Annotated in this window: 21 protein-coding genes; 4 read left to right on the top strand and 17 right to left on the bottom strand. The window is 41.0% G+C overall.

Annotation, left to right across the window (positions count from 1 at the left end):
• Window positions 1–57: 57 nt before the first annotated feature.
• Window positions 58–1,524: an amidase family protein gene (locus FTV38_RS10640; RefSeq protein WP_180022450.1), complete on the bottom strand. Its 1,467-nt coding sequence runs from the start codon at window positions 1,522–1,524 to the stop codon at window positions 58–60.
• Between the two features lie 114 nt (window positions 1,525–1,638).
• On the opposite strand from FTV38_RS10640, the gene FTV38_RS10645 reads away from it, so the two are divergent.
• On the top strand, window positions 1,639–2,595 hold the full coding sequence (locus FTV38_RS10645) for an AraC family transcriptional regulator (RefSeq protein ID WP_180022451.1): 957 nt from the start codon (window positions 1,639–1,641) through the stop codon (window positions 2,593–2,595).
• 124 nt (window positions 2,596–2,719) lie between these two features.
• Here FTV38_RS10645 and tsaD read toward each other — a convergent pair whose 3' ends face one another.
• Window positions 2,720–3,736: a tRNA (adenosine(37)-N6)-threonylcarbamoyltransferase complex transferase subunit TsaD gene (tsaD, locus tag FTV38_RS10650; protein ID WP_180010338.1), complete on the bottom strand. Its 1,017-nt coding sequence runs from the start codon at window positions 3,734–3,736 to the stop codon at window positions 2,720–2,722.
• 146 nt (window positions 3,737–3,882) lie between these two features.
• Here tsaD and rpsU point away from each other — a divergent pair, with 146 nt between their 5' ends.
• Both rpsU and FTV38_RS10660 read left to right on the top strand, forming a co-directional pair.
• Window positions 3,883–4,098, top strand: a complete 216-nt coding sequence (rpsU, locus tag FTV38_RS10655) for a 30S ribosomal protein S21 (RefSeq protein ID WP_001136722.1) — start codon at window positions 3,883–3,885, stop codon at window positions 4,096–4,098.
• Between the two features lie 39 nt (window positions 4,099–4,137).
• Window positions 4,138–4,584, top strand: coding sequence for a GatB/YqeY domain-containing protein (locus FTV38_RS10660; RefSeq protein WP_078188856.1), 447 nt, complete (start codon window positions 4,138–4,140; stop codon window positions 4,582–4,584).
• 114 nt (window positions 4,585–4,698) lie between these two features.
• Here the strand turns inward: FTV38_RS10660 and FTV38_RS10665 are convergent, their stop codons facing one another.
• The 14 genes from FTV38_RS10665 to FTV38_RS10730 all read right to left on the bottom strand — a co-directional run bounded on the left by FTV38_RS10665 (window position 4,699) and on the right by FTV38_RS10730 (window position 18,257).
• On the bottom strand, window positions 4,699–5,256 hold the full coding sequence (locus FTV38_RS10665; protein ID WP_180022452.1) for a GNAT family N-acetyltransferase: 558 nt from the start codon (window positions 5,254–5,256) through the stop codon (window positions 4,699–4,701).
• A gap of 46 nt (window positions 5,257–5,302) precedes the next feature.
• Window positions 5,303–5,662 carry a hypothetical protein gene (locus tag FTV38_RS10670; RefSeq protein ID WP_180022453.1) on the bottom strand — a complete coding sequence of 120 codons (360 nt, stop codon included), beginning with the start codon at window positions 5,660–5,662 and terminating at the stop codon, window positions 5,303–5,305.
• 121 nt (window positions 5,663–5,783) lie between these two features.
• Window positions 5,784–7,223, bottom strand: a complete 1,440-nt coding sequence (locus tag FTV38_RS10675) for a M48 family metalloprotease (protein WP_180022454.1) — start codon at window positions 7,221–7,223, stop codon at window positions 5,784–5,786.
• 85 nt (window positions 7,224–7,308) lie between these two features.
• Complete coding sequence (locus tag FTV38_RS10680; protein ID WP_180022455.1) at window positions 7,309–8,280, bottom strand: D-glycerate dehydrogenase; 972 nt, start codon at window positions 8,278–8,280, stop codon at window positions 7,309–7,311.
• Between the two features lie 20 nt (window positions 8,281–8,300).
• Complete coding sequence (locus FTV38_RS10685) at window positions 8,301–8,948, bottom strand: hypothetical protein (RefSeq protein WP_180022456.1); 648 nt, start codon at window positions 8,946–8,948, stop codon at window positions 8,301–8,303.
• A gap of 174 nt (window positions 8,949–9,122) precedes the next feature.
• Window positions 9,123–11,012: a M48 family metalloprotease gene (locus tag FTV38_RS10690; protein ID WP_180007308.1), complete on the bottom strand. Its 1,890-nt coding sequence runs from the start codon at window positions 11,010–11,012 to the stop codon at window positions 9,123–9,125.
• Window positions 11,013–11,103: 91 nt separating this feature from the next.
• On the bottom strand, window positions 11,104–12,642 hold the full coding sequence (purF, locus tag FTV38_RS10695; RefSeq protein ID WP_078193623.1) for an amidophosphoribosyltransferase: 1,539 nt from the start codon (window positions 12,640–12,642) through the stop codon (window positions 11,104–11,106).
• Between the two features lie 24 nt (window positions 12,643–12,666).
• Window positions 12,667–13,254, bottom strand: a complete 588-nt coding sequence (locus FTV38_RS10700; protein WP_180010333.1) for a CvpA family protein — start codon at window positions 13,252–13,254, stop codon at window positions 12,667–12,669.
• Window positions 13,255–13,259: 5 nt separating this feature from the next.
• Window positions 13,260–14,261, bottom strand: a complete 1,002-nt coding sequence (locus FTV38_RS10705) for a quinone-dependent dihydroorotate dehydrogenase (protein ID WP_078188867.1) — start codon at window positions 14,259–14,261, stop codon at window positions 13,260–13,262.
• A 90-nt stretch (window positions 14,262–14,351) separates the two neighbouring features.
• Entirely contained in the window at window positions 14,352–14,831 is a 480-nt protein-coding gene (gene gspM, locus FTV38_RS10710; protein WP_168378926.1) for a type II secretion system protein GspM, read from the bottom strand.
• A complete protein-coding gene (gene gspL / locus FTV38_RS10715) occupies window positions 14,831–15,970 on the bottom strand; it encodes a type II secretion system protein GspL (protein ID WP_180022457.1) in 1,140 nt (379 codons plus the stop codon). The genes gspM and gspL overlap by 1 nt, the downstream gene beginning before the upstream one ends.
• Before the next feature lie 27 nt (window positions 15,971–15,997).
• A complete protein-coding gene (locus FTV38_RS10720; RefSeq protein ID WP_078193626.1) occupies window positions 15,998–16,453 on the bottom strand; it encodes a histidine phosphatase family protein in 456 nt (151 codons plus the stop codon).
• 79 nt (window positions 16,454–16,532) lie between these two features.
• Entirely contained in the window at window positions 16,533–17,606 is a 1,074-nt protein-coding gene (locus tag FTV38_RS10725; protein WP_078188874.1) for an NAD(P)H-dependent glycerol-3-phosphate dehydrogenase, read from the bottom strand.
• Between the two features lie 60 nt (window positions 17,607–17,666).
• Window positions 17,667–18,257, bottom strand: coding sequence for a nitroreductase family protein (locus FTV38_RS10730; RefSeq protein ID WP_171525909.1), 591 nt, complete (start codon window positions 18,255–18,257; stop codon window positions 17,667–17,669).
• Window positions 18,258–18,468: 211 nt separating this feature from the next.
• Between FTV38_RS10730 and FTV38_RS10735 the strand changes: the two genes are divergently transcribed.
• A complete protein-coding gene (locus FTV38_RS10735; RefSeq protein ID WP_180022458.1) occupies window positions 18,469–18,858 on the top strand; it encodes a hypothetical protein in 390 nt (129 codons plus the stop codon).
• 128 nt (window positions 18,859–18,986) lie between these two features.
• Here FTV38_RS10735 and rhlB read toward each other — a convergent pair whose 3' ends face one another.
• Window positions 18,987–20,138, bottom strand: a complete 1,152-nt coding sequence (gene rhlB, locus FTV38_RS10740) for an ATP-dependent RNA helicase RhlB (RefSeq protein ID WP_078188878.1) — start codon at window positions 20,136–20,138, stop codon at window positions 18,987–18,989.
• Window positions 20,139–20,235: the final 97 nt, after the last annotated feature.

Genomic DNA, 20,235 nt, shown 5'->3' on the forward strand with positions numbered 1-20,235 from the left:
AAATCAATATTTTTATCTGTAAAGCCCTGACATCATTTCAGGGCTTTACTTTTACGCTTAAACTTCAGGAGGCTGAAATCCCCCTGACAGTTCTGCCAGCAATGATGCGAATTGAATAGTGACTTTATCTGCATACGGCTTAGAAATAATCTGAATATTTACAGGAAGATTATCTTCAGATAGGCCAATTGGGGCACAAGTTGTTGGTAATCCCAAAACCGTCGCAGGCGCGATCCATTTAAATAAATCCAAATAAAACCGTTTTTGCCCATCCACATTCAAGCTGCGCATCACCATCGGTTCCTGATGATTGTGTTCAAAGGCTAAAGTAAAAATCGGCGGGCACAGAATCAAATCATAATCCGCAAAGATTTTTAAACATTCCTGTTTGAGATGCAGCGCCCGTTCATGTTCCGCAGCCCATTCGGCATGCGATAAATTGGCGCCGCGGGCATATGCATATAATTGCGCAGGCATTTTTACTTTCCCTTGCAGCAATTTGGTCCAAGGCGACAGCCATGACAAAGACATTTTCTGCAATTTTGAATCAGCGATCATCATCTGACTGACCAGCTTAGAGCTGTAACTTGCATATATCTCATCAAAATCCCAGCCCTGAGGACGGCCTGTATCGACCTGAATATTGGCTTGTTTTAACTTTAACAGCAGTTCTTCATACTTTTTCTTCATCCTTGAGTCAATTGGACAGGCGTCATCGTCTAGCCAAAACAGAACTTTAAATTCCTCAAGGCTTTGTTTCTCGCACTCTTTTAACTGAAAATCCCGAAACTCTTGAGCATCCGGCTGAACCAAAATATCCAGCATTAATTTTAAATCCCGCGCTGAACGCGCCATCGGCCCGATCACAGCCAAATCCGGTTCACTCAGCTCATCTGTTGTATTGAGAATATGCCCATTAAAACTGACCAAGCCGTATGTGGTTTTATGTCCATATACACCGCAAAAATGCGCAGGGGTTCGAATCGATCCACCTATATCACTGCCCAACTCCAATGCGCTAAAGCCCATAGCCAGTGAAGCCGCCGCTCCTCCCGATGAACCGCCGGCAGTTAAACTGATATTCCAGGGATTATTGCACGTCCCATAAATCTGGTTATAGGTTTGAATATCTGCGCACTTCAAGGGCACATTGGTTTTTGCAAATGCGATCGCGCCGGCATTTAATAATTTTTGCACCGCCGCAGCATGCTCTGAAGGCATATAGTCTCGAAATAGCGGATTGCCGTCTGTACATGGCATACCCCGGACCTTAAATGCATCCTTAATGGTCATTGGCAGCCCATGCAGCGCACCTAAGGAATGCTGTTCTCTGACTGCCAAATCCGCCTGATCTGCAGATTTTCTCGCCTGCTCAAAATCAAATGCCACGCAGCTGTTGATATTAGGGTTATATTGCTCAATACGCTGAATTTGCGCCTCCAGCAAATCACGGCTGCTGCACTCTCCTTGCGCTATCGCCTGAACCAATGCCGTTGCATCTTGATAAATCCATTTATTCTGCATGATGTTCTCCTTGAATGGGCTGTGTTGATTTTGTGCGAAGTCAATGCCATAGTGAAGATCAGCAATAGACAGATCATCTGTCATTTTCGGACATAAAAATAAAAAGGACAGTGTATGTTTTTACCATCTGTATTGGTTGAAACTTACTTAGATTATGCGCAGCAACATGGCGTGCATCTTGATGATTCAAGCATTGGCTTTCACCCTTTTGAGAATGTCAGCCGGATCGATTTAATTCAGTATCTCAAGTTAATCGACACCATTCGGACACAATTGCCTGAGCATGATATTGGTGCGGATATTGGCTGGCGCTTCAGCCCGCAATTATTTGACCCCTTGGGCACAGCCATTGTTTCAGCGCCAAATGTACAGAGCGCTTTAGATACAGCCCACAGGTTTTGGGATCTGTTTGGCTTGGGCCTAGCGCTCAGCGTGCATGAACATTCAGATAATATTGAACTAGAAATTCAGTCGGTTTTTTGCATTGACCAAGCTTTGCAGCGCATCATTTTAAAATCCGCTGTCATTTGCCTATATAAAATACTGGTTCAATTGCTGCCGTATCATCAGGCAGATTTTATATTGTCTTTTAAAGATTCCCTGCAAACCGCGGATTTTTTAAACCGCAGAATCCAAATTCAGATGAATGCTGAGCGATGGCAAATTTCATTTCCGAAAGACCTAATGCATGAAGTGAATTTCTGCGCCAATGCGCTGCGCTTTGATCAAGCGATTGCGGAATGCGAATCCAGTTTAAAGCTTTCTCAAGCCGCTGATCTGCATTATTCACTGCATGCAACACTGAGCACTCTTGCTTCACAGCAGATGGTCTCAACTAAAACCATTTACCGCCGGATGCAGCAGAAAGGGCAAAATTTTCAGCAATTAAAACAGCGTAAGAAATATGCGGCTGCATTAAATCTGCTGAATAATCCTGAGATATCTATTGAGCAGATTGCAGAACAGCTAGGCTATACCAACCCCTCAAATTTCAGCCGCGCTTTCAATCGCTGGGCCAATATGTCACCTAGTCAATTCAGAGAAAAAAGCTTTAAGCCGGAAGAGTCTTAATCCGGCTGATTGCCGCATTAGGCTACGCATATAAAAAACGTATTTAAAATAAGCTTTGCAGGATCAGATAAAAAAAATCCGGCCTAAAGCCGGGATTTTTTAACAGTTCAGCTGAACACGATTTTTACGCTTCGTTTGGATTACTTAATTCCGTCATCGGCCAACGCGGTGTAGTTGTAACAGACAAACCATCATGCTGACCCGCTTTAAGACGCTGATAACCTGCAAACGCAATCATTGCACCATTATCTGTACACAGCGCAGGTTCTGCATAAAACACATTTGCACGGATTTTTGCCAAGTCAGCTTCTAAGCGCTCACGTAAACGTTTGTTCGCACTTACACCACCAGCAATGACTAAACGTTTTAAACCAGTTTGTTTTAAGGCCTTCACTGATTTTTTCACCAAAGTATCAACTAACGCTTCTTGGAAAGATGCAGCGATATCCGCCTCACGACCTTCGCCTTCAACTTTTTTCAATTGAACTGAAACGGCAGTTTTTAGCCCACTAAATGAAAAATCTAAACCTTGGTGTAGCATTGGGCGTGGAAATTCAAAGGCATTGATGTCGCCATTCATCGCCAATTTCGAAATATTTGGACCACCTGGGTATGGTAGCCCCATCATTTTAGCGACTTTATCGAATGCCTCACCTGCTGCATCATCAATCGACTCACCCAATAATTCATATTGACCGATTCCATAAGCAGCCATCAATTGAGTATGTCCGCCAGAGACTAAAAGTGCCACAAATGGAAATTCTGGTGGAGTTTTAGACAACAAAGGCGCCAACATATGACCTTCCATATGATGCACGCCAATAGCAGGTTTATTCAGTGCAAATGCCAATGTGCGACCAAACAATGCGCCAGTCATTAAGGCACCCATCAAGCCCGGTCCGCGGGTATATGCAATGGCATCAATTTCAGATTTATCTATCTGACTTTCTTCAAGCAATTGTTTTATTAGAGGAATTAACTTGCGCACATGATCACGTGAAGCTAATTCAGGTACCACACCACCATATTCTGCATGCAGTTTGATTTGGCTATACAATACTTGTCCGCGTAATCCTTGCTCACTATCGTAGAGTGCGAGTCCTGTTTCATCACACGAAGTTTCCAAGCCTAAAACGATCATTAAACTGCCTTTTGCCCATTTCAAAATATTGCGAAACCTATTATAGACTTGTGATATGAGATGTAAATGAGTAAAATACTGACCTTCACTTGTGATCAAGGGTAATTCGACCCGAGATCTTATCCATAACTTAATGAGGATTCTTCATGCCACAAGTTAAATTGAAAGAAGGCGAACCAGTAGACGTAGCTATCCGTCGTTTCAAACGTTCATGCGAAAAAGCAGGTGTTCTTGCTGACGTTCGTAAACGTGAATTCTACGAAAAACCAACTCAAGAACGTAAACGTAAAAAAGCTGCTGCTGTTAAACGCTACCAAAAGAAATTGGCTCGCGAATCAGTACGTACTACTCGCCTTTACTAAGATTAATTTGTGATTGATTGACTAACCTGGACAAGATAAATGACTACTTTAAAAAACCAAATAACTGAAGTTTTGAAAGCAACAATGCGTGCTAAAGAAATGGATAAGTTAACGGTAATACGTAGTCTACAGGCAGCAATCAAGCAAATCGAAGTCGATGAGCGCATAGAGCTTGACGATAAGCAAGTTCTTGCGGTCATTGAAAAGCAAATCAAACAACGCAAAGAATCGGTTAAAGCCTTTTTAGGTGCAAACCGAGATGATTTAGCTAGTAAGGAACAAGCCGAGATTGAGGTGTTATCTCAATTTCTACCAGAAGCTATGACTGAGGAAGAACTTGATTCCATCATTGCGCAAACAATTACTGCGCAAGAAGCTACTAGCATGAAAGATATGGGTAAGGTGATGAACTCTCTACGTCCGCTCATAGCCGGACGTGCCGATCCTGCACAAGTTTCAGCTAAAATTAAAGCGAAACTCTCTTAATCTTTCATCTATATTGTTTGATTTGGTCTATTTAAGTACGCTAATGACTTAAATAGCCAAATTATCCAAATTCAAAAATAATTCAAATTCATTAATCAATTATTTTTTTCTTTATTATCTTACGATTTCATATTTACAAATATCTCGCCAACTTCCATCTACTGGATTTTGAATTGCAGCTTGTTCGATTTCAATCAATTTAAAATTTGCTCGTTCACATAGACGTCGCGCTCGCTTGTTTTCCACATCTACAAAAGCGTTTAATTGCTGAAATCCTAGACCATTTAATAATTGATCCACAAATAACTGCAAGGCTTCAGTCATCAAACCCTGCCCTTTAAATTCAACATTTCCCCAAAATCCAACGGCAGCTTGATTTTCCATCCAATTGATTTGATGAATATCCATGACACCTAAAAAGTTATGCGACTGTTGCTCACGAATCACGTAAACAAAATTTTCCTGATTTAACGCAGCCAACACTCTCGAATCACAAAATGCCAATGAAGCATCTAAATTAGGTTCTTGTAAGGACCAAGCCAAACTTGCAGGAAACATTCGTAAGGTCTCTATACTTTGACAGATCGCTTCATAAAGTGCTTTTGCATCGTGACGCTGAATCAACTGAAGCGTGATTCGGCCATGACTTATATCAAAATCATCGAGTTTCATTTTTTTCAGTTTCTCGCAATGATTTAAAATGTTTGTAAAACCAATTTTAATTTAGGGCACATTGCACATTATATTTTTTTAATAATTGCATCTCTTTTGATGCGATCACCTGCTGAATCACATCCTGCTTATTCATATTACGGTACTCACGATCTAAAAATGCACGATTTCCGTCTGCAGCACGATATAGATCATTTACATAAGTCTGAACAATACCGCAGTATTTCACTTGCTGGTCTGCTTTAAATCCCTGTTGCTGTGGGTCTAACTGACTAAAAAATTGGCGTACATCGGTTTTATATTTTTCGTTAATATCATTCACAGCAATCACATATTGTTCTGCGCTCGCTGCTGCAATATTCGTTGCTAAGCCCAACAGACAGGCCGCCAAAATCATATTTTTCATTTGTAAGTTCTTAATCATAAACATTTTACATCCAGCTAGTTTACACTGATTTATCTAAGCCACTAAAACTACAATTTGCACTTTATAATCAACATAGATAAGTGCATCACAGTTGAAATCTTTATATTTTTAATTTCCGTTCATTTTGCATTTCGTCCACACGCTGCTTGATTTTCGCAGAAAGACTTTTCGAGTCTTTGGCGATGCGCTGCGCCTGTAGCAAAGATTTAATCGCTCGCTCTTCATCCCCACCCCAATACTCTACTTCAGCTCGATATCGCAGCACATTGACCGAACGGAAGCTTGCATCTTTGTCTGCATCAGCCATTTGCAACATCAGTCGCCAACCAGTCAAGTCAAGCGGATTTGCTTGTAAAAATCGCTGTAGAATCAGTTGTGCCTGGGCATATTCTTTGTTTCGAATCAAAGCCTCTGCATATTTATAATTTAATGCCCGATTTTCAGGCATGATGATTGCCGAACTTTTCACAGCGTTCACAGCATCGGCTGTTTTGTTTTGTCCCAACAGCACATCGGTCTGTAAAATAATAAAAAGTGCATGCGATGCATTTTGTTTTGCCGCTTCATTTAATAACTTTTGGGCAGCACTAAAGTCACCTTGCTTGATATGTAAACTCACTAAAGCCAGCTCAGCTGCATAATTCTTTTGCGCCACCATTGCATTTAATTGCAATTCAGTTGCCTGACCTGACAGTACTCGACTATACCAACGCAGAATTTCAAAATCTTGATCAACCAAACTGGTTTTAACTTGAGGCAACTGATTGGCACGTAAGCGCGCTTCGCTCATACGCTCCGTGGTTAGAGGATGCGTCAACCAAAAATCAGGCAGAAAGCTCACTCGACTCGTAGAGCGATGCATCACTTCAAAGAAGTCAGCCATGCTCTGCGGATTGTATCCAGCACGGTACATATACTGCATCCCAATACGGTCTGCTTCACGTTCTTGGTTTCGGCTATAGGTTAGCTGTTTATCCATCAAAGCAGCTTGTGAACCCATCATTACAGCCGCACCGACATCACCATCTGCCTGCGATGCCACCAAGGCTCCGACCAAAATACCAGCTAGTGACAATAAACCTTGCCCTTTAAAGGCTTCTTGCGAACGACTGTAATGACGTTGTGATACATGTGCAATTTCATGCGCCATCACCCCTGCCACTTCATCCATGTTACGTGCTGAATTAATTAATCCTGCATTTAATGCAAATAAACCGCCAGGTACAGCAAAAGCATTAATTTGTGGATCATTAATTAATAACAAACCGACCGGTTGATTGAGTTGAGTTTGACTCAAAATATGCGTAAAAACAGATAAAAGACGATCCTCCATCCACGGATTTTCAGTCACAGGGAGTTGTCGATGCACCTCACGATACACTTTCTCACCAATGGCACGTTCTTTTTGTTGATCCAACAAGCCGACGCCACTACCTATTTCAGGCACAGAAAATTGTGGGAATGAACTAAAATCTACGGACTGCGTCTGCGCCAATGTCGAACAAAGCCCGAGACCACATGCCAGTAAAATCTTTTTCAAAGTCTATTCTCTAAATTTCATATTCGTTCTTCATCGAATATAGCATTGAATTTTGGTGAATTATGGAGAAAACTGTTGTGATTGTTTATTCAAATTTTGGATTAACCACATAGCGTGGCGCGCGTTCATGTACCAAAACATCCACTAAATTTTGATAAGCCAACTCTGCCATACGTTTACGGGTTGCCGCTGTTGCTGAACCTACATGGGGTAATGTCACGACATTGGCTAATGTAAATAATGGGGATTCTTGAAGTGGCTCTTGCTCATACACATCTAAGCCTGCTGCAAAAATTTGACCACGACTTAATGCATCGATTAAAGCGGCTTCATCAATCACTGAACCGCGTGAAATATTGACCAATACCGCATGCGATTGCATCAAGGCCAACTCACGTTCACCAATTAAAGCTTTCGATTCTGCATTTAAATCCACTGCAACGACCACAAAGTCAGCACGTTGCAACAAATCATCCAAATCGCAATATTGCGCTGATAAAGATTCAGCCAATTCAATTTTTTCTCGGCGATTATGATAGAGCACATTCATATTAAAGCCGTAGCGAGCACGACGTCCAATTGCTGCGCCAATATGTCCTAAGCCAATAATTCCGATGGTTTTAGCAAAGACATCCATGCCAAATTGCTCAGGACCAACTGTACGCTTCCACTGCCCTTGTTTGGTCCATTGATCCAATACAGGCACTTTACGTGCTGCACTCATCAATAAGGTAAATGCTAAATCTGCTGTAGTTTCCGTCAATACATGCGGAGTATGGCACAACCAGATATTTTTTTGATTTAAAAATGCTAAATCATAGTTGTCATAACCGACACTTACACTTGAGATGACTTTTAATTGTGATGCATGCGCTAAATTTGAGGCATTCAACAAACGTCCCGCACCAATCATGGCGTCAGCATCTTTTGAATGCTCAAGAATTTGCTGATTCACATCGCCCAATTTAGGACTAATTTGGAAAACTTTAAATTGCTGTTCTAAACGTTGGATTATTTCTTGATCTATTTGACTAAAAACCACTACTTTTTTTTGCATAAATTTTCCATTTACGTCATTTAAGTATTTTGTCCTGCCTTATTTTGCATAAATTGCCATAGGCGTTTTTTCAATAAAGGCTGTTCAATCATTTGCTGTAAAGATGCCAATGGATACACCTTCGCATGCTCTAAATGCGGAATATCGCCTAGACAAATGACATTTTTATCCAAGCTCATCGCATCGATAAAACCCTGTACATAAGATGCTGCACCACGACCATCTTGCAAATTCACCCAGCCAAAAGGCCACTGTAAAGCAAAGAAATCGGCACTGACTGCGCGCTGAATATTGCTCCACAAAACTTGCTGCTCTGCCGTTAATTCTGTGGCATCAATGACAATAACACAGTGCATTAAACAGATGGCTTCTAAGTTAAACGAAGGTATTTGAACAATTGGACGAACTTCAACAGGCTCAACAACCTTTAGTTCATCTTTAGGTGCTTCTACAGGTTGATTTACAACAACATCAACGTTGTTTTTAAGCTCAGTCTGTGATGAAACAGGCGTTGGCTGAGGCTCATTTTTGAGTAGAATTTCAGAGACTATTTCAGGAGCCGCCTGATCTCGCCAAATATTTGAGCTAAATTGCTGACACGGAGCCGCCTGAGGAATCCATATATCAATTCCCATTGCCGCCATTATGCTTCGCTGATGCCCAATCATGCTTTCATTTTCACCGATTCAAGGCTTGATATTCTAACGGGATTCATTGGTTTTTGCTGAACTTTTATAAATCAATTAGATCATACTATTTCTTTAAAGATTCTTTAGAATTGCTCAGACTACTTTTGACTTAAAATTAAACAATTTATTCATAAATCAAGCCGCTATAAACAATTATACAATCATTAAACTATTTTTCTTTTGCATTAGTTCAACTATCTCAGCTGATTCAAATCCAATACGCCAATATAGTAGCTGCAAAACATCCAACTCATCTTGCGTGATAATTCGATCATTCCATAAACATATTTCAGCAACCCCAAGAATGCTTAACCGCTCACGCAGCAGCAGCCCAGAAATATCATTTAGGATTTCAGCCAAGTCTATTGGCTCATCAGAAATATCGCGATAAAACTCTAGTTCTTCTTTCGTTAAGATTCGATTGAGGATTTTTTCACGCACTTCGAGTTGGTTATCACTGTTAATTTGTTGCACATGCAACAAGGCATCAATCAAACGCACAATACTCGGTTTTACATCTTCTAAAGATGTAGGTGTATGTGCAGGCAACAGATTTAACTCATATTTCACTGTTTCAAGTAGTAAGGCATCGAGCAAACCAATTTCACCATCTTCTTGAATAATTTTGGCCAGCTTGGTTAAGAACTGCCGTGAAATCGTCGCAGGCATAGTGCCAATATTTTTACATGCCTCATGAAAAATTGAGATATGCACACGACCATCAAGATTCAATAAGGCATCCACAATCGCACGACTCACTTCAGCTTCAGTCGGAATAAACTCTCGATACTGACGAATCATTAAAATAGCAACCATCACCTCACGCGAACCTGTTGCTGTTTGCAAGGCACGTTGGATCAATTCAGGCCGCTGCCAATTTTCACGAATCTCGGGGTTCAACGGTTTAATTGCATCTCGTATCGCAAAACTAATCGGTGACAAGCGCAGTAAAGGTAATGGTTGTGGCGAGTTCCATGGTGTTGCAACATCTGGACTAGCTTCTTCTAGTGAACGGAATAAATAAAATAGCGGCTGGTTTCGCAGTTTTTTTAAATTTTCTAGTTGCAGGTCATGAATGAGCGCCGGATTTAATTCAAAAATACGCTGTTCAATACTTGGGTGAATATTCATCCAGTTTTGCGGACTGAGTGAGTTTGCAAAACACATATGAGAAATCGATTCCGCATATTCACTATGAATTTGCGAACCTGAATGATGCACATAAATCCTTAATAAGGTTTGAATATTGGCATCATTTTGAATCAGACGTTTAGTTTTCTGGTCATTACGATAGGTTCGAGAACCCAAAGAGATATATTTAATAAAGCGGGAAATCAAAACACCTAAACTACCGATCAACCAAATAACTGCGCCAATCGCTACAAAGAGCGTTTCAAACTTATTGTCCCGTGCTTGTCCATTTTTATAGAAACCACGTTTTGCAATTTTACTGCCCCACTGACTAAAGGTCGTCAAACCGCTATATAAGATTTTCAAACGGGTATTTTCAGCAGCTTCCCCCGACAAGATCTTATTAAATTCATGGCTCAGCAAACCATACATTTCCATCTCATCTAGGGTTTGTAAGGCACCCCAGGTTAAAATGATCGATGTATCTCGAGGGCTAAAACCAGCGGTGAGCGCATTCACACCCACTTCATCAGGTAGGACATAAAGTGCAGGAGTATCGATTAAAAAAGTATCTGCCAGCTGCTCAGTCATACGCAGTGCAACACTTTCTTCAGGAATACTTTCTATCAGACTGAGACGACGCGCACCTAATTGTTTGGCAAGTGAATAACCACCTAAACGAAAGGTGTAAAAATCATAGAGAACTGAAACCAACATAATCAGCAGTACAGCAGCCACTAAAAATGGGCTAAGGACATGCCAATAGATAGACTGAGTGGAATCATAATAATCCACAATTAAACCGACAATTACATTAATAATTGCGACGGTCAAAAACACTGCCGCCATACACATGGTGACAGGCCAAAACATATTTTTGTTTTTTATAAAATCATAACCCACACGTCTCAATGTAATACCCTTAAGCTACATTGTCTTTTGTTTGCTCATCATAAATGAAAAAAGCGGGAAATTCCCGCTTTTTCAGTGTGTTTTCAGCAGATTATTCTTCGCGAACACCTGTTAAATCCACAGAAGCTGCATCAATGTTAACATCAATATAGGCTGGCTTTTCATTTTTTGCAGAGTCATTACGCTTACGCTCTAAAGCTGCCAAATATTCAGCATCAATACCGCCTGCCACATATTTACCATCAAATACCGAGCAATCAAAGTCTTGTAACTCAGGGACTTTCTTGGTGCGAACAGCAGATTTTAGATCTTCCAAGTCTTGGAAAATTAGGCGATCAGCACCAATAATTTCACGAATTTCTTCAACGCTACGTTCAGACGCAATCAGTTCAGATTTGGCAGGCATATCGATACCATACACGTTTGGATATTTCACCATCGGTGCAGCAGATGCAAAGAATACTTTTTTCGCACCCGCATCACGCGCCATTTGAATGATTTCATTACAAGTCGTACCACGTACAATCGAGTCATCGACCAAAAGTACGTTTTTGCCTTGGAACTCTAGCTCTACAGGGTTAAGCTTTTGACGCACAGATTTCTTACGAAGTTGCTGACCCGGCATAATGAAGGTACGACCGATATAACGGTTCTTCATAAAGCCTTCACGGAACTTCACACCCAAGGTATTAGCAAGCTCAAGCGCAGAAGTACGTGAGGTATCAGGAATTGGGATCACGACATCGATATCGTGCTCATCACCCCATTCACGCAGAATTTTCTGAGCAAGTTTTTCGCCCATTTTCAAACGTGCTTTGTAAACTGAAATACCATCAATGGTTGCATCCGGACGCGCAAAATAAACGTATTCAAAGATACAAGGACGATATTCAGGGGCTACTGCACACTGCTTAGTCGACATCACACCATCAGCAGTAATATAAATTGCTTCACCCGGTGCAATATCACGTTCAACCTTAAAGCCGAGCGCTGTAATTGCGACAGATTCAGACGCAATGATATATTCCATACCATTTTCAGTCTCACGCGAACCGTAGATCAATGGACGAATACCATTTGGATCACGAAAACCCACAAGGCCCTGACCAGTGATCATAGCAACAACCGCATAACCACCTTTGCAACGTTCATGTACACGTGAAACCACGTGGAATACATCTTCAGCGCTTGGTGTAAGTTTGGCGCGTTTTTGCAATTCGTGTGCAAATACGTTTAATAATACTTCTGAGTCTGAATCAGTGTTCATATGACGTAAGTCAGTCTTGAACAAGTCATCATGAATTTCAGCAGCATTGGTTAAGTTACCGTTATGTGCAAGCGTGATGCCATAAGGTGAGTTTACATAGAATGGCTGAGCTTCAGCACTGCTAGAAGAACCAGCAGTTGGGTAACGAACATGGCCAATACCATAATTACCCTGTAATGCACGCATATGACGTGTGTGGAACACATCACGTACCATACCCGTATCTTTACGCAGGAATAAACGACCATCCTGACAAGTTACGATCCCGGCTGCATCCTGTCCACGATGTTGTAACATCGTTAACGCATCAAACAACATTTGGTTAACAGGTGATTTACCAGCTATACCAACTACTCCACACATAGCAACCTCGCAGACAAGCTAGGGTTAATAAAAAGGATTATTTGTTGAATCACCCGATCCAGAACGTCCGTGCATGTTCTGTGAATCAGATGGGAGGTCTGAAGATTTCTGAGCATCTTCAGACTGAATATGATGAAGTGCTTGATTTGCAGCATCTTTGGACAATTCGGTTGCCCAAGGCGCGTATGGCAATAATGACTGAACCATTTTAGATTGTTTCCAATGTGGTGAACTTTCTACCCAAGGACCTAGCCCCTGCATAGTGATCAGCACCACCAACAATCCTTTTAAGCTTCCAAAAACACCACCTGCCAGTCGATTTAACGGACCGAGCTTTAATGTTTTCAAAATACTGTTCAATAACCATGTCGCGACCCAAGTCATGACTACAATCAACAATACAATAAATGCGAACGCGGCAATCTTCTGTACCACTGGATCTGTACTTAAAGATGTCATCGAAGGTGCAAGGACGGTTGCATACTTTGCCGCAATGACAAGTGCAAGAATCCATCCAATGAAGTTCGCAAAGGCTTTTACAAATCCTTGACGCAAACCGTTAAGCCCTCCAATGAGCAAAATAATAAGTATAAAGATATCAATGGTATTCATGATATTTACAATGCGTCTACGCAGTCTTTTACAAGTGTCGGACCTGTATATATGAGGCCACTATACACTTGTACAAGGCTAGCTCCTGCTTTTTGTTTCGCAACAGCATCCGCGCCCGACAAAATACCACCCACACCGATCAATGGAATTTGACCGTTTAATACTTTAGCAAAAGCCGCCAAACATGCCGTACTTTTTTCAAAGACTGGCGCACCTGATAGACCACCAGCTTCATCACCAAATGGAAGGCCTTCAACACCTTCACGTGACAAAGTCGTATTGGTAACAATCAGACCATCAATTTTAAATTTTAACAATTGTTGTGCAATAAAATTAATGTCTTCAGGTTCTAGATCTGGTGCAACTTTAAGTACTAAGGGTACATAATGTTGATTTTCATCCGCCAACTCGAGTTGACGTTTCTTGAGCGTCTCTAACAGTTCAGTCAAAGCATCACCGCTTTGTAAGCTGCGAAGATTTTTTGTGTTAGGAGATGAAATATTAACCGTAATATAAGAAGCGTAGTTATAAACTTTTTCTAGACAAATCAGATAATCGTCAACTGCTTTTTCAACAGGTGTGACTGCATTTTTACCGATATTGATCCCAAGTACACCCTTAAATTTTGCAGCTTTGACATTTTCGATCAGCTGATCCACGCCATCATTATTAAAGCCCATACGGTTAATAATGGCTTTTGCTTTCGGTAAACGAAATAAACGCGGTTCAGGGTTACCTGATTGTGGAAGTGGTGTAATTGTACCAATTTCAATAAAGCCGAAGCCCTGGCTCGCCAGCGCATCGATATAAGCACCGTTTTTATCAAGACCGGCTGCTAAACCAACTGGATTCGGAAATTCGATTCCCATACATGTCACTGGTTTAGACGCCACGTTTTGACGCATCATTCCCATCTTGTGAGAAGATTTCAACAGCGATAATGTCAGCTCATGTGCACGCTCTGGTGCTAAAGTAAACAACAAAGGGCGGGCTAGAGAATACAACATATCTATAAAAGTCTACTGCTTTTTAAGTCGGCATATTATAGGCATAGCACAAATAAAACACCATGCTTAGCAGATCTTTATTTTTACCGATTATTGTACACTCGCTGTTAATTTGACCTGTCCCGCTTCAGAACTTAATTCCATCTTTTCAATACTTAAGCCCATTTGAACCAATTGAGTCAAAAAATTGGCCAGAATTGCATAATTTTCATGCATCACTGCAATCTGTATTTGCTCACCGACTTGTTGAGATGCCACGGATAAACCCTGTTGTTGCGATACACGCTGAACTTTTTCCAACGCGCTCAGTTGTGTATCACCTGCTGGTTTCATCGTGACGGCATTACTTTGCATCCAAACAACAGTATCTTTGAGTTCATTCACGCGCTTTTGTTGAAAATTTGCAGCTTTGTTCATATAAAACAGTGCCGAACCAATCGCTGCCACTACAACAAAAATTGTGGTAAAGATCACCATGACTCGTTCACGAGTAGAAAGTTGGTCTAAATAATCAGTGATGCGCTCAATTTGCCCATCTATACGTTGCTGTAGGTTTTCCATTTTTATCATTATTGTATTTTCACCAATCCAATCGCGCCGTTGGCACTTGGTTGAATATTCCCTAATTCGACTTTAAAACCTTGTTGTTTTAATTGATCAGTTAGGGTTTGTAGTACTTCTGCCGAATTAGCTTTTAACTCCATATTCAGCATCGAGGCTTCATAGCTCACACGATTTGCAGAAATTTGGTTTTGCATTAAAACTGGCCCGACACGGCTCAGTAAAGACAAAGCCTGTGCATTGCCCGTTTGACTCTGACGCAATTGTGATTCGAACTGGCTTTTCAGCGTTTGTTCGGTCACAGGATAGCTTTGACCAAACCAATATTTAAACTGATCAATCGCTTGTGCCGCAGTGATATTGGCCACTTTTTTGTATTGATACCAACGAACTGCATCATAGCTAAACTGTGTAATTAAAGCCGCGACCAAAACTGCTGCACATGCTTTCCAATAGCCACTCACACCATTATTGGCTTTGGCTTTCGGCAAAACATTGAGTGGATGTTGTTTCGGTTTTTTTATATTGGGTAATTCATAATGAAACGATTCAATGTGATCATGCGTTACAGTGGCTTCAAGACTATGCGTCTGATCTGAACTTAGATTTGAAATCTTATAGTTCGGCTGACCAATTTGATAATCTAAGTACAATGCCAAATCATCAACAGACTGACCGACATATTCACTATTTCGGACCAATAAATGACCGCTGACATTTGCCAAAACATGTTGCCCTGCTTCTGGACTTGGCAAGACCAAAAAGTCAGGTAATAACGAAATGACTTTCACAGGGATTAGTGTCAAAGCATGCTGCATCGTTTCGACTGCACTATGCGCAACCCCCATGACCGTTAATTCATCTGGACTTTGAAAATGATGCAATACTTTCATTGCATCCAAAGGCAAAATGACATATTCCTCAAGTAAATATTTTACGCCGTCTGGGCCAAGTTTTTTATATTGGTTTTTTGGAAAATTTTGCTGAATGATTTGTACATCACGACTTGGAAAGAAAACAACCGCTTCCTTTCCCGCATATGGCTGAATTTCCTGAATCAATTGTTCAAGTGTCGATGACTGCTTCCAGAAATCCCCTTCTGACCATTGCCAAACCCCATTGGCTTCGGGCATCCATAAATACAACATTAATTTTTCTGCCGTTTTAATTGGTTTTTATGTTGATGGTATAAACGTTTTAATTTGTGTTGATAACCCTGGAGCAATGACCGCTTGTTCATAAATGCGCGCTTCTGCCAAAGCATAGGGATTAAAATATTCTGAGACCAAAACACTGGCCATATGTGCCACAACGTTCATATGGCACACCACCACAATAGACTCATACGGTAAATGTGACAACCATTCCACTGCAACTTTGGCATCATCTTCCGGTTTGATGGCATTACAAATAACCACAGGCACATGTGGAAAATGTTTTTGCAAAGATGAAAGTGTTTGCTGCGCACGCAGTAGCGGACTCACCACAAAAACGTCTGGTTGAATTATATCTTTCAAATATGCTGCAGTTTCTGCCGCTTGAGTTTGTCCGCGCGCTGTTAAAGGACGCTTTTCATCATTCCCCATTACTGGCGGAGCAGCTTCGCCATGCCTAACCAATGTCAGTTGCATAAAATTTCCTTATTCTATTCCGCACATTATATACAGCCAGTATGACAAAGCTATGTGTATTGTATATTAATCAGCAAACTTAAACTTGCTGATGTGGCAAGACAAATTCAACGTCACTGCGATGTCCATTTTTCATCAATGACAATGCAATGTTCAGGGCCGGCGCACCTTCAAAAATCACTTCATACAATGCACTGGTAATTGGCATATATACACCGAGCTCTTCAGAGCGTGCGCGTACTTGCACAATGGTATTAATCCCTTCCGCAGTTTGTCCTAGTTCTTTGGTGGCTTGTTCTAAGCTTTTACCACTACCGAGTGCAAAGCCAACTTGGTAATTGCGGCTGAGTGGACTACTACAGGTTGCAAATAAGTCACCTACCCCAGACAGCCCTAAGAAGGTTAATGGGTTTGCACCCAATTTCACTGCAAAGCGGCTCATTTCTGCCAAAGCACGTGTCAAAATCATACTCTTGGTATTTTCACCGACACCATAAGCTGCAGCTAGACCCATCGCGACTGCATAGATATTTTTCAGTGCACCGCCCAATTCCACGCCATGCACATCATCACTTGCAAATACACGGAATAATGCACTGTGCAGCGCTTGTTGAACCGCATAACGAACCAGTTCAGATTGGCTTGCAATCACAGTCCCCGCAGGTTGCCCCGCAACAATTTCCTTCGCCAAGTTTGGCCCTGAAAGCACACCATAAGGGACTTCAGGAAGCTCTTCACGAATAATATCGCTCATAAAACTAAAGGTATTGGCTTCAATACCTTTGGTTAAAGACACCACTGCTTGTGACGTGATAAAAGGTTTTATCTGTTGTAAAACACTACGGAAAGAATGGCTCGGAATGGCCACCAAAATAATGTCACGATTACATACTGCTTTTTCTAAATCTGAAACAGCAAGCAAACCTGCTTCTAATTGAAAATCTGGCAAGTAACGTTTATTGATATGTGTTGCATTGATATCCGCAGCTACCGCCTCATCACGAATCCATATCATGGTGTCACAGCCATTACGTACTGCAGTATTGGCCATCGCAGTACCAAAACTCCCACCACCCAACACCGTCACACGCAGTGCCGTTTTTTGGTCTACTGACACAGGGCTAACAAGACTTGCAAAATCAAGTTCTGACATTGTTCTTTTATCCTAATTTCTTTACTGATCGATCTTGTTCAATCGACCTATTTTTCACTTTTATTGGTTTGCTTTATGCCAATGGCTTACAAAGTCAGCAGACTGTATTTCAGCACGAGGTGGAATTGCTTTCACAGCTGTACCGATATAAATAATGCCTGAAATCAAATCGTTTTCCGTTAAACCCAAGGCTTGTTTAAACAATTTAGATTCAACCACCGCCCCACTACGCCACATAGTTGAAAAGCCCTGTGCTTGTAAAGAGAGCAAAAAGTTTTGTACTGCTGCGCCTGAACTTAAAATTTGTTCGAAATGCGGAACTTTGGGATGATCTTGTAATTGAGTTAAGGCCAAAACCAATAGTGGCGCACGAAATGGATGGTGTTTCACACGTTCCAACTGTGCTTCTTCTGTTTGTCCAGTATCGGCTAAGGCATGTGAAAGCAACTCACCAAATGCTTCACGTTCAGTTTCAGGAATAATCACAAAACGCGTAGGCTTAAGACGATGATGATCTGGCGCCGTTAAGGCGGCTTGAAACGCATTTTCCAATTGCTCAGCATTCGGCGCAGGTTCAATTAAATGACCAATCGACTGACGCTGATGAATATTTTGATGAACTGTATCAACTGCTGATTTTAGAATTGACATCTATACACTGTACTTTAAAACGTTTGCTCAAGATTAGCATATTCTCAATAACTTACTCTAGAATGTTTGCATCAGACTCGGTGCTTATTTGTTAAGTCAGCTTTATTCACAGATTTACTATAAAAAACCGCATAACTTGTACAGCAGCTCCCTGTTCTATAAGAAATTTTATGTTCAAATAAATCAAATTGTTTCTAACTCGGGGCACCACATGAAAAAATTCAGCAAAACTGTTGCCATGGTTAGCACGCTAAGCGCAACTGTGCTTTTAGCTGCATGTACATCTACACCAACAAAATCATTAGCAATTCAAAAACCAAATAATCAATATGAAGTCACTGCCGTAGGTAAAACCAGTTTAGCGGCAAAAAATAATGCGATCGCAGCAGCAAATAGTACCTGTGGTAAAAATGCGACCCCTGTCGTCGTAGATGAAAAGCAAGAATACAACGGTGTTTTAAAAGGCGTGGTCGATGAAAAGACAGGTCAAATGATTCAAGCGGCGGCTGGCGTACTTGGCACCATTACAGGAAATAGCGGCAGCATCAGCAAAGATGATGATTACCAAACTGTACTAACCTTTAGTTGCCGTGCAAACTAAACCGTTAGTTTGTGATTTCGTTTTGTCATTAACGCAAAATGAAATTATCGTCATGAAATAATTGTTATGAAATAGTCGATATGAAATAAAAAAGCCTGCAAATATGCAGGCTTTTTTAGAAGCAAAAATTAGCAATAACCGTCTAAACGGGTTAAAGGTAATTTTTGACCAATGGCTTTTTCAATTTCAGGTAGTGAAAAAGCATCGTCTTCCGACAAGAAACTGATACTGACACCGCGTGTTCCTGCACGACCTGTACGACCAATACGGTGTACATAATCATCCGACTGTTCAGGAAGTGTGAAGTTCACCACATGCGAAACGCCATCGACATGGATACCACGACCCGCAACGTCTGTTGCAATCATGATGTTATGTTGACCATTTTTGAACTGATCAAGCATTTTCAAACGTTTATCTTGAGCGATTTCACCTGACAACATCACCACTTTATAACCGTCCTTTTTGAGATGATCATAAAGTTTACGCACTTGATCACGACGGTTGGCAAAGATCATGACCTTTTCAATTGGTTCATCACGTAAGATGTCTTCCAATAATTTATATTTATCAGACTTCGCCACCATGTAGACACGTTGCTCTACATCTGCATTGGTTTTTTTCTCAGGTTCAATTTCAACAGTTACTGGTTCAAACAACCATTGCTGTGCCAAATTTAAAACGTCATAACTAAACGTCGCAGAGAACATTAGCGTTTGGCGTTGTTCTTTACGTGGTGAGAAACGCACAATACGTTTAACTGAAGGAATAAAGCCCATATCTAAAAGACGGTCAGCTTCATCAATCACTAAAAATTCAATTTGATCGAGCCAAACTTCTTTTTGTTCCACAAAGTCAATTAAGCGACCTGGAGTTGCAACCATAATGTCGACAAAATTACGGTTTAATAGATTTTTTTGTTTATCGAAATCTACTCCACCCAATAAAGTCATGACATTGAGATCAGTGTATTTCACTAATTCTTTGGCATCACTTTCAATTTGCAATGCAAGCTCACGGGTTGGTGCAAGAATCAATGCACGCGGCTCACCGCGGAAGCGTTGTTCTTTAATTGGATTATTCAACAGATCATTTATCACGCTGACCAAGAAAGCAGCTGTCTTCCCTGTACCAGTTTGAGCACGGCCAATAGCGTCATGTCCAGCCAATGTAAATTTTAAAACCTTTTGCTGAATAGGCGTCATATCCTTAAAACCCAAAGCATCAATGGCTTTTTTAAGGTTCGGATGTAAATTTAAGGTTTCAAAACCTGATGACATATAGATGTGCCCTAAATGAATAATCACAAAATTATCGAAGCATTATAAACAAAAAACGCCCCAATTTACATTGGAGCGTTTCTGAGTACATTTAGAC

The sequence above is a fragment of the Acinetobacter sp. YH16044 genome (assembly GCF_013417145.1).
In the GTDB taxonomy this organism is placed as follows: Bacteria; Pseudomonadota; Gammaproteobacteria; order Pseudomonadales; family Moraxellaceae; genus Acinetobacter; species Acinetobacter amyesii.

Coding starts and splice junctions, on each gene's coding strand:
- FTV38_RS10705 (WP_078188867.1), bottom strand. CDS start 14,261: ATGTTGTATTCTCTAGCCCGCCCTTTGTTGTTTACTTTAGCACCAGAG.
- FTV38_RS10725 (WP_078188874.1), bottom strand. CDS start 17,606: ATGTCAGAACTTGATTTTGCAAGTCTTGTTAGCCCTGTGTCAGTAGAC.
- purF (WP_078193623.1), bottom strand. CDS start 12,642: ATGTGTGGAGTAGTTGGTATAGCTGGTAAATCACCTGTTAACCAAATG.
- FTV38_RS10735 (WP_180022458.1), top strand. CDS start 18,469: ATGAAAAAATTCAGCAAAACTGTTGCCATGGTTAGCACGCTAAGCGCA.
- FTV38_RS10660 (WP_078188856.1), top strand. CDS start 4,138: ATGACTACTTTAAAAAACCAAATAACTGAAGTTTTGAAAGCAACAATG.
- rhlB (WP_078188878.1), bottom strand. CDS start 20,138: ATGTCATCAGGTTTTGAAACCTTAAATTTACATCCGAACCTTAAAAAA.
- FTV38_RS10670 (WP_180022453.1), bottom strand. CDS start 5,662: ATGAAAAATATGATTTTGGCGGCCTGTCTGTTGGGCTTAGCAACGAAT.
- gspL (WP_180022457.1), bottom strand. CDS start 15,970: ATGTTGTATTTATGGATGCCCGAAGCCAATGGGGTTTGGCAATGGTCA.
- FTV38_RS10685 (WP_180022456.1), bottom strand. CDS start 8,948: ATGATTGGGCATCAGCGAAGCATAATGGCGGCAATGGGAATTGATATA.
- tsaD (WP_180010338.1), bottom strand. CDS start 3,736: ATGATCGTTTTAGGCTTGGAAACTTCGTGTGATGAAACAGGACTCGCA.
- FTV38_RS10680 (WP_180022455.1), bottom strand. CDS start 8,280: ATGCAAAAAAAAGTAGTGGTTTTTAGTCAAATAGATCAAGAAATAATC.
- FTV38_RS10720 (WP_078193626.1), bottom strand. CDS start 16,453: ATGCAACTGACATTGGTTAGGCATGGCGAAGCTGCTCCGCCAGTAATG.
- FTV38_RS10665 (WP_180022452.1), bottom strand. CDS start 5,256: ATGAAACTCGATGATTTTGATATAAGTCATGGCCGAATCACGCTTCAG.
- FTV38_RS10640 (WP_180022450.1), bottom strand. CDS start 1,524: ATGCAGAATAAATGGATTTATCAAGATGCAACGGCATTGGTTCAGGCG.
- FTV38_RS10730 (WP_171525909.1), bottom strand. CDS start 18,257: ATGTCAATTCTAAAATCAGCAGTTGATACAGTTCATCAAAATATTCAT.
- FTV38_RS10645 (WP_180022451.1), top strand. CDS start 1,639: ATGTTTTTACCATCTGTATTGGTTGAAACTTACTTAGATTATGCGCAG.
- rpsU (WP_001136722.1), top strand. CDS start 3,883: ATGCCACAAGTTAAATTGAAAGAAGGCGAACCAGTAGACGTAGCTATC.
- FTV38_RS10700 (WP_180010333.1), bottom strand. CDS start 13,254: ATGAATACCATTGATATCTTTATACTTATTATTTTGCTCATTGGAGGG.
- gspM (WP_168378926.1), bottom strand. CDS start 14,831: ATGATAAAAATGGAAAACCTACAGCAACGTATAGATGGGCAAATTGAG.